The organism is Dactylosporangium sp. NPDC000521 (assembly GCF_042898305.1).
In the GTDB taxonomy this organism is placed as follows: Bacteria; Actinomycetota; Actinomycetes; order Mycobacteriales; family Micromonosporaceae; genus Dactylosporangium.
Genome location: NZ_JBIAYW010000009.1, coordinates 353,697 through 365,060, shown reverse-complemented (window position 1 = coordinate 365,060; position 11,364 = coordinate 353,697). Strand labels below are relative to the sequence as shown.

The window sequence follows — 11,364 nt, the reverse complement described above, 5'->3', positions numbered from 1 at the left end:
TCGACTACCCACCGCTACCGTTGATGACGATGTACAGCGCCGGCATCTGGCGGGTGGGGCACGTCCCACCAACTCACCCACGTCGTCCACCAACTCACCCAGCGACCCAGTTAGAGCCGCTATGGCGCCGCCTGGGCAATGTCGGCGGCAAGGGCGGCAAGCTGCGCACGCACTGCGGCCAGTGGAGCCGCGAGATCAAGGCCGCGAGCGGCCACCCGCACACCACTGCCGACCAGGTGATATTCGCCGTGGCCGCGCGCCGGCGTGCCGTAGATCAGATGGCCGTGCCGGAGTCCGAGGCGAGAGCAGTAGGCAAGCATCTGGTACACGTCGGCGTTCGGCGAACTGGCACCGTGCAACGCCTTGTACTTGGCGTCGATCACCGCGGCACATTCGCCACCTCGCCACCAGGTGATGTCCGGATACATCGTCACGCGGCCGGTCTCGTCGAGATCGACCCGGTGATGCGCCACGATCGTCCCGCCATGCTGACTGGTGAGAGCAGCCCCAAGCGCGACGGTCAGCCAGCGCTCGAAGACCTTGTTCAGGTCGAACGCGAAGCCGACAGCGCTGACGTCGCCGGCGGGTTGTTCGGTGCTCTGACCCGCCAGGATGAGCCGGGCCAGCCGGAGCGCGGGCTCATATCTCGCGGAGAGCCGATTCGGGCGGGTCGCCGGCAGTGGTTGCCGGGGTGCGAGCGCGGTGACCTCACACAACGCAACGGCGAAGCGGTGCAGCTCGCGGCGGGATCGTGGACGGACTCCGGGTAGGCGGGTCAGCCGTTGGACCGCGGCGAGCAGGATCTGGTTCTCGGGAATGTCGGCGCAATAGTCGTCGTACCGGACCTCGAGCGGTGGAGCGAGCCCCAGCCTCCCGCGGACTTGGTCCGCCTCGCGGAGCCTGCCGCGCAGGACGGGCAGGGCTGCCTCGACCGTCTTGTAGCCGTGCAGGACTCCTGGAGCGAGCGCCCGGCGCGTGACCGCTACGAACGCCGCCGCGATGGCCGGCACCAGTTCTTCGTCCGGCGAGAAGGCGACGTCGTCCTCCCGCCAACCGCTGTCTTCGGCGGCGTGGCTGAGCATCCACATCAGACGCCGGATCGGCAGTTTCGGGTGTACGCGTAGTTCGACCACCTCGCCAGCGGCCTCGACGCGGGCGGCGCCCACCACCGACCGGGCGGTGAGCCGCAGCCGCCCGTCCAGGGTCTGCGCGGCGTCGACCAGACCGGTTCCGGCCAGGCCACGCCCGAGGTCCGGAGGTACCGGCGCGAATTCGGCCACCTCGTATTCGCGCAGGCTGAACTGTCTCACTCCGGTGTGCCGGCGAGGCGTTGGCGAAGGACGGCGAGGCCGTAGCGGGCGCGGATGTCGGTTCCGTCGCCGAGGTGTCGCTCTTCGAGAAGCGGCTCGATCGCCGTCCGCCAGATTCGCTCCAGGCCACGCTCGTCTGCGACGCGGGGGTTCATGAGGTACGAGGGGCCGACCGCCGCGTCCCGGTCGCCGATGGATCGGTTGAGCTCGTCGAGCAGGTCGGCGCGGTCGGCGGGCAGCTGGTGCACCTCGAGCCAGCGGCGAAGCATGTGCTGTAGCGGCGGCTCGCCGGGAAACAGCCCTTGGAACAGGAACCTGCGCCGCATCGCCGCGTCGACCAGCGCGATCGAGCGGTCCGCGGTGTTCATCGTGCCGATGATGTAGACGTTCGACGGCAGCGTGAAGTCCTCGGTCGGCGAGTACTGCAGCTGGATGCTGCGATCCCGGTACTCCAGCAGGAAGTACAGTTCGCCGAATACCTTCGCGAGGTTGGCGCGGTTGATCTCGTCGATGATCAGCACGTACGGCTGCCCGGGGTTTTCCTTCGCGTCGGCGACGAGCTGCTTCAACGGCCCGGGTTCCAGGGAGAATGTGATCCCCCCGGAGTGGTCACCCCGGACGGGCCGGAAGCCTTCGAAGAAGTCTTCGTACGAGTACGACGGATGGAACTGCACGAGCCGGAAGGCGTTGTCCGCCTGGCTGGTGATGAACTGCGCGATTTCCTGGGCGAGGTACGTCTTTCCGGTGCCGGGCGGCCCGTACAGGATGATCTGCTTCTTCTCACGGAGCAGGTCGATCGTCTCGGCGAGCCACTCCAGTTCGATGAAGAGCTTGTCGGCGAATGGCTTTGTGGGCTCGGCGAGCTCGGCAACCGGTTCCGGATCGATGACGTCGGTGATGCCGGCAAGGGCGATGAACTCGCTGACCGTCCCACCGAGGTCGGTGACGGTGAGCTGGCCGGACAGCTTGTCGCGCGCCTGGGGCGACAGATCCTCCCGGGCGATCGGCGCGCCTGGATTTGCCCAGGTGACAGCCCGGCGGCGATTCGAGAAGCCGTCGTCGGTCTCGGTCCAGGTGGCGGGTCCGGTGACCGTACCGACGTAGACGCCTTTCCAGTCGACGGTCACCACGATGTCGTCTGGCCGCATTCGATTGAGGAACCGGTCGAGCACACCGACCCGGACCGCGCGCTGCGATGCGGAGAAGTCCGGGACATGTTCGATGAACTGTTGATCCAGCTCGGATTTCGAGATTCCCGGCCGCAGTTCGGGCAGCTCCGGGAACGCGATGGAGCAGAAGCCATCGGTCAACCACTGCTCAATGAGGTTGCGGCCATGAACCTTCGCTCCACGGACGAGCCAGCCGTGCCCGGCCGGCGTACCGTCCTCTTCGGCACCGGGCGTGTTCTTGCGCCACTGGTCGACGAATGGCGGAGCGTAGAAGCGGACTGGAGCACCGGTTCTACGTTCCAGTGTCGCGCGGATCGCGGCGAGGTCCCGATCGACGTTGCCGGTGGGCTGCGACAGCTCGCCGCCGAACGCGGCTACGATGCTCTGCTTGTGCCTGCGTGCCACCACCGGCGCGAACACCTCGGGAAACGCAAGGTTCAGCATGATGTTGCGCTGGCTGTAAGCGCTGTTGACAGGCACCTCGTCGACCACGCCGAGAAATGCCCACGGATCGCCGGACGCCTGCCGCTGCCGCTCGGTAGGCAGGCCCTTCCAATGCCGAACGAACCGGACCAGCCAAGCGATCTGCCGGTCCCGCTGGGTCATGTACGCGGTGCCGGCCCGCACGACACCGGAGTCGAGGACGTGATCGAGCTCCGCTGGTATGCCGACCGGCTCGGGCAGCAGATCGAGCGCCCCACGGATGACCGCACGCTTGGCCGGCCCGCCGATGTCCTTCGGCAGCAACAGATGCAGGTAGACCAGCTCACCCATGAGCTGCACCGCCGCGGGCGATGCCCCGCCGAGCTGTCCCCGCAGTTTGCGGACGAAGCTGTCCTTACCGGCGTCCGGATGCTGGACAAATCTGGCGTGCAACACCTCCGCCGCATCTGCCGTCCACACTGGCCGCCCAGGCGTGAAGGCCGAATCGTCGCGTTCCAACCCAGCCCGCAACACCTGCCGAGCGGCGGCATAGATGGCGTCGTCCACAACACTCCTTCATTCCCGGCAATCAAATCTCCACCGTCAGGCACTTTCCAGACGTGGATCATAGACATACGTCGTTGGCTTAAGACTCTGATCGGAGGGTGACCAGGGAGAGCTGGTCCACAGCTGTCCACCATCCGCCTGCCATTCGCCAGTGTCCCCATCCAACGTCAGACGAATGCTGTGAACGATCGCAAGCATCGTCGGCACGTTTCCTTGTCGAGCCGACATGACTTCACCCGCTGTCACTTGGACTGGTCCGAACGCTCCTGTCGTGCCCTTCACCTCGACCCGGAGCATCGGAGCATGCTCTGGCCCGATCTCGAAGTCGTAGGGTCGGGTCGCCGAGGTGTCCCTGATCTCGCGGTAGCCGTTATCCACCAGCCAGTCTTCGACGTGCGACATCGCCTCGCGCTCCACCATGCGGCGCTGCTCAGGGTCCGCCATCCGGCCCTGTCCTGGCTGTAGCGGTGCAGCCGTCTCGCCGCCGATTGCGATTTGATCAGCGACGTACCAGCCGTTGGGACGAAACCGAACCTGCTCCGGCCGCGGCAACATCAGTTCACGCCGTGGCTTGTACGCCCATGCCAGCAACCAGCCGGCTGGCGGAGCCTGCAAGGTGTAGTCATCCGTGAAGAAGTCACGGCGCCTCAATCCGGCGATCTCCAACCGCTGTGCGCCGATATGACTTCGTAACAGTCGCCACGCCTCTTCGTGCGAGTCGTAGCGTTCCTTGGCAACAGCAACGACCTCTACCTCCCAGGTCAGCAGGCCCACCTCGGGGCCGCCGCCGCTGACGAGGATGACTCTGGTGCCGACGTCGAGGGCATTGTAGGGCGGCTGGCGATGCTTCCACATGTTCCAATCAATGTTGACGTCGGCTTCGGGCTGCAGCCCGTCCGTGTTCCAGGGCTGATGCTTGAGCAAGATGGCCATTCAGTGCCTCTCTTCAGCCATTTGCGGAGCGTAGGCGGTAGCGACCACGGTCGAGGCGTTGGAGGTCGTCGAAGGTCGAGGCGTGGTGGCCGGGTGAGTCACCGCACATCCTCGATGTGACGTGGGTTCGGATCGTCGATTCGGCATACCGGCTTCCGCGCTGGCGCATCTCGGTCAGCACATCACTCAGTTCGAAGTGGTCGCGACCCGAGCGACCCATGATGTCGGCGATCGCCAGCAGGATCTCCTCGCGTGCTGTCGACGGTGTCGTGACGATCGGCGCGGGCGATTGCGTCCTTGATGGCGCAGCAGACCGGCGCTGCGGGGGTGCCGTCCGATCGGGCGCTTCACGACTGACCGCAAACGCCAGATAGCGCAATTCGGAACTGCGGCCACTGTCAGCGGTCACCACGCCGTAATGGCGCCATTCGCAGGTGTACAGGCCGGCAAGGGCAAGTGGCGTGTCCCGCTTGTCTGTCGTCCCCGCACGGGCCAGAGCGGACCACGTCAGCGCCTCGGTGAGCACCTTGCCCTCGTGGATGCGGAAGGCGGCGTCGACGGGGTCGGCCTTCAACCCCGGGCGCCAGTACGCTCCGTCATTGGTCAGTGTGAGACCGACGCCCTCGTCCGCTTCGCCGTCAGCAACGATCCGCTCCAGACGCACGATGTCCTTCACCACGTCGTGACGGATGACGTCATGCGCTCCCTGCGCCGGCAATTCGAAGCGCTCTCCTCGAACATCACCAGTGAAGGCCGTGACGCGATACTTCAATTCGATCGCGATCCGCCGTGACGGCAGCCGCACCAGCAGATCGAGGTGGATTCCGCGCCGCGGTCTGGGCTCCAGCCGCAGCTCAGCTTCGGGATGGCGCTGCTGGATCAGCCAAGCCAGGGCGTGCTGGAAGTCGCGTTCAGAGTGGAACAGCGGGCGGCGCTGCGCCAGCTCTGCCATGAGCTCGGGGACATCCACGCCATCGATCCTGGCCGTCCACGGACGTCTTCGTCTCCACCGGTCGGGCATCACCGACACGCGATTCAGGCACTCCGACCCCGGCAGTCTGACAACAGCGGCCATGTCCCCTTGGAACCGCGAGGGGCGGTCTCGCGTCCAAGGGGACATGAGGCGTTTGGGGACCGTGCTGGTGGTGGTGCTCCTATCGGCCGTCGGGCTGGCGGGGTGCGCCCGCGGGAATGCGGCGGGTGGCGGCGGGCCGTGGGGGCGGACGTTCCTGTCGCAGGAGACGAGTCGCCCGCTCGTGCCCGGCACCCGGATCGAGCTGCGGTTCGACAAGGGCAAGGTCGGCTTCCGGGCAGGCTGTAACTACATCAGCGGCGACGGGCGGATCGACGGCGGGCGGCTGGTCGTCAGCGAGGTCGTGAGCACGGCCATGGGGTGCGACCCGCAGCGGGCCGAGCAGGACACCTGGATCGCGACGTTCCTGCAAGCCGGGCCGGAGTTTCGCCTTGAGGGCACGGGTCTGGTGCTGGAGGGCGGCGGCACCACGATCAGCTTCGTCGACGGTGCGGCGGCCGAGCCGGACCCGCAGCTCGCCGAGACCGAGTGGACCGTCGACACGCTGATCGACGGGCAGACCGCCGGCTCGATGCCGGCCGGTGTGCGCGCGTACCTGACCTTCACGATCGACGGGAAGGTCACCGGCTTCGGTGGTTGCAACAACCTCACCGGCACGTACACGGTGGACGCCGAGACGATCACGTTCACGGCCATGGGCTCGACCCGCAAGGCGTGCAGCGATGCCGGCATGGTCGAGAACAAGGTGCTGCACGTCCTGCAAGGCACGGTGCAGTTCCGCATGGAAGCCGGCCAGCTGACGCTGACCGCCGCCGACGGCACCGGGCTGCGTCTCACTGCCGGCCGCGCATCGCCTTCACCCTCCTGAAGACGCCAGTTGGGCGAGGCGCTGGTTGATGGTGTCGAGGTCGAACGGGGTGGAGTTCGGGCCGTCGTCCTCGTTCCAGTCCTCGACCGGAGCGTCGCCTGCGCCGCCCGTACAGGCGATGGAGCCCGGATCCGCTGGGACGGTGACGCTCTCGACGGTGATGGTGTGCTCCCACCAGTCGCCGAGGTCGTAGACGTACGTCATCTGCGCGCCGCGGCCGGGCAGGAGCTTCGACAGGCGGACCGCTGACTCGTCCTCCGAGTCCTCCAGTTCGAAGTACACGTCGCTGTACTGCCGGCCGCCGGCTTCGAACAGGTGAAGGTGCTCGTCGTCCCAGTCGAACGCGACCTGGATCGCGGCGTGGAGCACCTCGAGCGTCGTCGGACCGGGCAGGCGCAGGCGGCGCCATACTGTGCGGCTGAGGGCGACCTTCAGCTCGTACACCGGAATCTCCGGACGACCGGAAGCCTTCAGCAGATCGAGGAGGTGGGCACGGTCGGGGTGGTCACTGGCCTCGATCGCGGCCGTGCCACCGCACTCCTCGACCAGGTGGTAGCGCTCCTCCGGGTCCTCCTCGGCGAGCGCGCACTCGACCGCGAGCCAGCGCCGGTCTGCCTCGGACGGCTCCTCGTCGGACAACGTCGTCCGGGCGTGCACCGCGAGCATCGGGTGCGACGAGGCCCGGCGCAAGAGGGGCCGCGCGGGTTCGCCGATCACGGCGATGACACCGAACGCGTCCAGCCGGTCGGCGGCACCACCGGCCTCGGCGACGGCAAGCAGCTCGGCGGCGGTCGCGGCGAGGTCCCTGCCGTCGAGCCAGCGCCAGGCGGCGCGCCCGGCGTCGGCGTCGGGCAGGTCCCGCAGCCTGGTGAGCAGTTCGGCGGCCGGCAGGTCGGGCGTCACGGGTGGCGGCACCGCGAAGCGTGCGGCCGTCTCGCGGCCCAGTTCGGTGAGGCGGCCTTGTTCATCGACCGCACCGAATTCGGCGAGCAGCGTGAGCGCCCCCGCGACCGGCAGCACGCCGCGCCGGAACGCCCGGTACACCGCCTGGAACTCCCGCGGCGACCGGTGTTCCAGCCGCTCGTCGACGCGGTCGTCGAGGTTGGCGAGGCTGGCGCCGTCGACCAGGGCGGCCAGCACCTCGGCGCACGCGATGAGGGCGCCCTCGTGCCGCGGGTCGTCGGACTCCATCGCCATGACGGCGAGCAGCGCGTCCCACCACGCGTCGGCCGGGTCACGGCCGGGGCCGTCGACCAGCGTCGCTCTGTTGCCGTCGATGCTGATGTACCCGGCGGCGACCGCAGCGGTCCACGGCCGGTGCAGGCCTTCCATGTCGGCGGCGGACCTGACCCGCGCGGGCACCTCGACGCCGACGACCGCCGCGGCCGCCGGGATGTCGGCCGGCCGCGGCACGCCCTTGGCCGTGACGGGCCGGCCGCCCGGTCCGACCCACTCCGCGAGTTTCCGGGCACGGGCCATGATGTCGAGCATGGTGAGGTTCTACCAGCCGTGGATCTCCGGCTCGTACCCGCCGGACGGCTGGCCGCCGGTCAGGTCCGCGAAGGCGCGCTGCGCGATGACCTTGCCCTGCGCGTCGTAGGCGCGGACGGTCAGCTGGAGCGGGCCGGGCAGCTCGATCCGGCCGAGGCCGTTGCTCAGCGGTACAGTCGCCAAAACCTCTTCACCCTTCAGCAGGTCGACCCGTACGGCCTGCGGTGGCGCGACGATCTGGAGGGTGTCCGGCGCCGTGTCGTCGAAGTGGGGCATGCGCATGGCGATCACGGTGTGTTCGGGGTTGCCCGCGACGCCGGCGCCGGTCGGGTGGTTGCGACCGTTGGGTTCCGGGCTCGTGTCGGTCGCGATGGTGATGTACGGCCCGCCGCCCTGCTCAGTCACCGCCATCACGGTGGCGATCTGACCGACGCCTGATCCGGTGCCGTTCGGGTCGTTGACGACGAAGTCGTCGCTCCACAGCACCACGTACTGAACGCCAGGGCCGACAAGCCCGGTGCTGTACGCGAGCGCGTCCGCCGCCACCTGCGCCGCTCTCGGAGCGGGCTTGCCGCGGCCGTGCAGCGGGCTCGGGTCGATCCGCTCCGGGCGGACGGTGCCGGGCGAGGCGACGGCCGCCTCGTAGAACACGACGTCGCCCTTGCTCATGCGGACCCGCAGCCCACGCGGCAACGTGGCGGTGTCGCGGACGACGTACCCGGCCGGCTCCGGCTCCCACGTGCGTTGGATTGTCCCGTCGTCCATGTACCGCGGCGCGTCCGAAACCGACACTTCGTAGTCCGCAGGCCCGAACACCAGCGCGTAGCCCTGGTTCTTGTCGTCGCGCCACCCGTCGTGGACGACCGGCTCCTCCACATCGGACCAGCCGGTGAGCTCCAGCTTCTTCGCCTCCGTCTTGGCCGGTCCGGTGAGGTGGACCATCCGCGGCGCAGCGGTGACCCCGGCAACGATGGCCAGCCTCCGGTTCCCGGGCAGATCCCCGGCGAAGAGCACGCGCAACCGCGCCCGATCCCCCGGCAATCCAACGGCCGATGGATTATCGACGACCCGGTCCAGCAGCGCGTCGACGAACGCGGCGTCATCTTTCAGGGATCCACGCGTCGGCGCTTCGAGCAGCGGCAACACCTTGCTCGACGGCTCCCCGTCGAGCCTGCCGGGCCCGCCCTCGGGCCTTGGATGACTGCCGGACGGCAGCACGAACGCGACCACCCCGGCGAGCACCGCCACCATCGTCCCCATCGCCACGGCGGTCTTCCGCACCCGCTTGCGCCGCCGAGCCACCCTGATGGCGGTGTCGGTGACGTCGTACAGCTTGGCCTGCTCAGCGACGTCGCCCAGCACCTCCACGAGCCTCGTCACGACCACACCTCCATCGCGTCTTCCAACTCCGGCGCCAGCACCCGCAACCGCCCCAGCGCATGACTGGTCTGACTCTTCACCGTCCCCACCGACGTCCCCATGACCTGCGCCGTCTCCACTTCGGACAGATCCTCGAAGAACCGCAGCACAACAACGGCCCGCTGCCGCTTGGTCAACTTCGCGAGCGCCTGCTCCAGCACGACCCGCAGCTCCGCCCTGCCGGTCTCATCACCACTGACTGCCTTCTCCGGGACGCTGGCCGTCGAGTGCTCGAGGAAGCGGCGCCTTCGCCAGGACCGGACGTGCTCGTGGTAGAGGATCTTCCGCACGTACGCCTCGGGATCCCCAGCCCTGACGACCTTCGACCAGTGTGTGGCCGTCTTGATGAGGGCCGCCTGGATCAGGTCTTCGGCCTGGGCATGGTTCCCGGCGAGCAGATAGGCAGCCCGGGACAGCCTGGGCAGCCGCGCCCGCACGAACTCCCGGAACCCCGCTTCATCCTCCACATCTGAAGTACATGCCTCCACCGCCCGGTCAGGTTGGAGCCGGGTCACCATCAACTTCGCAACGGCTTGCGTCTATACGAGTCTGTATCGGCTCGGCTACTCTGCGATACAGCCGGGGGAGGGTGGAGATGGCGTCACGTTCTCGACCAACGGAGTTCCAGCGCGCTGTTGCGGCACAACGCCGCGCCGCCGAAGCCGCCAAGCGGCAACAGGCACGAGATACCGAGCAGGAACGCAAGGAGCAGGTCAAGCAGTACGAGCAGCGTCGGACGGCCGAGGCCGCCCGGCTCACCGCGGATGCTGAGCGGCGGATGGCGGCGCTGAACGGTGTCCTGGCGGCAGCGCTCGCGCACCCTCCGGCAGGTATCGACTTCGCCGCTCTGCGCAAGCACCCACCGGCGATGCCGATCGACCTCGGGCAGGACGCTCGGCCTCTGACGGCACCCGCCTGGGCGGACTTCGAGCCGGCGAGACCCGGCACCCTGGGGCGCCTGCTCGGGGGCGACGCCCGGCACGCGCGTGAACGAGCTGAGGCCGAGCGCAGGTTCGCCGCGGCAGTCGACGGCTATCAGGCGGCGGAGGCCGCTCGGCAGCGTCGCGTGACCGAGGCACGCCGGATGCACGCGCAACGGCTGGCCGCCGCGCGGGCCGAGGTCGACGCGCACAACGCCTCGATGGATCGGTTCGCAGCGGGCGTCCGCGACCGCGACCGGCACGCGGTCAGCCGGTATTTCCAGATGGTGATCGACCAGGTCCAGGATCCTGCTGGGTTTCCCTCCCATCGCCTGGCTGGTTACGTCCCCGAGTCCACCCTGCTCGCCCTGGAGTGGCGGCTGCCGGCTGTCCAGATCGTTCCCGATCAAAGGGCATTCAGGTGGGTGAAGACGAGAGACGAGATCGTCGGGACCGCGCGTACCGCGGCGGAGATCCGGCGGGCCTACCAGAACCTGGTCGCGCAGATCGCGTTGCGTGCGGTGCACACCGTCTTCACCACCGGACGCCTCTCGCTGGTGAACACGGTCGTGTTCAACGGCATCGTCGAGGTCATCGATCCTGCGACGGGCCAGACGGTCACGCCGTGCCTGATCACGCTGCGGGCCAACCGTGAGCAGTTCACGGAACTCGTCCTCGCGAACGTCGATCCGGTCGCGTGTGTCCGTAAGTACTTCGCCGCCGACGTCTCACCACACCCTGAGGAGCTGCAGCCGGTCCAGCCGGTCATGGAGTTCAAGATGGCCGATCCGCGGATCATCGATCCGGTGGACGTCATCAGCCAGATCGACAAGCGCCCGAACCTGCTGGAGCTCACCGCCAAGGAGTTCGAACACTTCATCCACAACCTGTTCACGCGGATGGGGTTCGACACCAAGGTCTTCAGTGCCAGCGGTGACGGCGGGGTGGATTGCGTCGCCTACGACCCCACCCCGATCCGCGGTGGGAAGTACGTCATCCAGGCCAAGCTCTACACCAAGACCGTGCCGCCGACGGCGGTACGGGACCTCTTCGGCACGATGCAGCACGAGGGCGCCAAGAGCGGCATCCTGATCACCACCAGCGGGTACGGCCCGAGCAGCTACGAGTTCGCCAACGGCAAGCCGTTGCAGCTCATCGACGGCAGCGGGCTGCTCGCGATCTGCAAGGACCATGGCATCCCGGCCAGGATCGTTCCGATCGTGAAATGACG

At 68.1% G+C, this 11,364-nt stretch carries 9 protein-coding genes; 2 read left to right on the top strand and 7 right to left on the bottom strand.

Features of this window, described 5'->3' with window-relative positions:
- Positions 1 to 119: 119 nt before the first annotated feature.
- The 4 genes from ACFY3L_RS29515 to ACFY3L_RS29500 are packed head-to-tail and all read right to left on the bottom strand — an operon-like array spanning position 120 to position 5,372.
- Positions 120 to 1,310: an McrC family protein gene (locus ACFY3L_RS29515; protein ID WP_389330981.1), complete on the bottom strand. Its 1,191-nt coding sequence runs from the start codon at positions 1,308 to 1,310 to the stop codon at positions 120 to 122.
- Positions 1,307 to 3,469: an McrB family protein gene (locus tag ACFY3L_RS29510; RefSeq protein ID WP_389330978.1), complete on the bottom strand. Its 2,163-nt coding sequence runs from the start codon at positions 3,467 to 3,469 to the stop codon at positions 1,307 to 1,309. Before ACFY3L_RS29510 ends, ACFY3L_RS29515 begins: the two co-directional genes overlap by 4 nt.
- 36 nt (positions 3,470 to 3,505) lie before the next feature.
- Positions 3,506 to 4,402 carry a protein NO VEIN domain-containing protein gene (locus ACFY3L_RS29505; protein ID WP_389330975.1) on the bottom strand — a complete coding sequence of 299 codons (897 nt, stop codon included), beginning with the start codon at positions 4,400 to 4,402 and terminating at the stop codon, positions 3,506 to 3,508.
- Between the two features lie 13 nt (positions 4,403 to 4,415).
- Entirely contained in the window at positions 4,416 to 5,372 is a 957-nt protein-coding gene (locus ACFY3L_RS29500; RefSeq protein WP_389330972.1) for a hypothetical protein, read from the bottom strand.
- A 175-nt stretch (positions 5,373 to 5,547) separates the two neighbouring features.
- On the opposite strand from ACFY3L_RS29500, the gene ACFY3L_RS29495 reads away from it, so the two are divergent.
- Complete coding sequence (locus ACFY3L_RS29495) at positions 5,548 to 6,303, top strand: META domain-containing protein (protein WP_389330965.1); 756 nt, start codon at positions 5,548 to 5,550, stop codon at positions 6,301 to 6,303.
- On the opposite strand, the gene ACFY3L_RS29490 is transcribed toward ACFY3L_RS29495, so the two are convergent.
- Genes ACFY3L_RS29490 through ACFY3L_RS29480 form a run of 3 tightly spaced genes read right to left on the bottom strand, consistent with a single transcriptional unit; the run spans position 6,292 to position 9,680 of the window.
- Positions 6,292 to 7,794 carry a hypothetical protein gene (locus ACFY3L_RS29490; protein ID WP_389330962.1) on the bottom strand — a complete coding sequence of 501 codons (1,503 nt, stop codon included), beginning with the start codon at positions 7,792 to 7,794 and terminating at the stop codon, positions 6,292 to 6,294. The two genes, ACFY3L_RS29495 and ACFY3L_RS29490, sit on opposite strands and share 12 nt — an antisense overlap.
- 9 nt (positions 7,795 to 7,803) lie before the next feature.
- Positions 7,804 to 9,174 (bottom strand): hypothetical protein, encoded by a 1,371-nt coding sequence (locus ACFY3L_RS29485; protein WP_389330959.1) that lies wholly within the window; start codon positions 9,172 to 9,174, stop codon positions 7,804 to 7,806.
- Positions 9,171 to 9,680, bottom strand: coding sequence for a SigE family RNA polymerase sigma factor (locus ACFY3L_RS29480; protein WP_389330955.1), 510 nt, complete (start codon positions 9,678 to 9,680; stop codon positions 9,171 to 9,173). Before ACFY3L_RS29480 ends, ACFY3L_RS29485 begins: the two co-directional genes overlap by 4 nt.
- Positions 9,681 to 9,691: 11 nt before the next feature.
- Between ACFY3L_RS29480 and ACFY3L_RS29475 the strand changes: the two genes are divergently transcribed.
- On the top strand, positions 9,692 to 11,362 hold the full coding sequence (locus ACFY3L_RS29475) for a restriction endonuclease (RefSeq protein ID WP_389330952.1): 1,671 nt from the start codon (positions 9,692 to 9,694) through the stop codon (positions 11,360 to 11,362).
- Positions 11,363 to 11,364 lie beyond the last annotated feature (2 nt).

Excerpts from the sequence above, each read along its gene's own strand:
- ACFY3L_RS29490 (WP_389330962.1), bottom strand. The coding sequence starts at position 7,794 with ATGCTCGACATCATGGCCCGTGCCCGGAAACTCGCGGAGTGGGTCGGA.
- ACFY3L_RS29475 (WP_389330952.1), top strand. The coding sequence starts at position 9,692 with ATGCCTCCACCGCCCGGTCAGGTTGGAGCCGGGTCACCATCAACTTCG.
- ACFY3L_RS29505 (WP_389330975.1), bottom strand. The coding sequence starts at position 4,402 with ATGGCCATCTTGCTCAAGCATCAGCCCTGGAACACGGACGGGCTGCAG.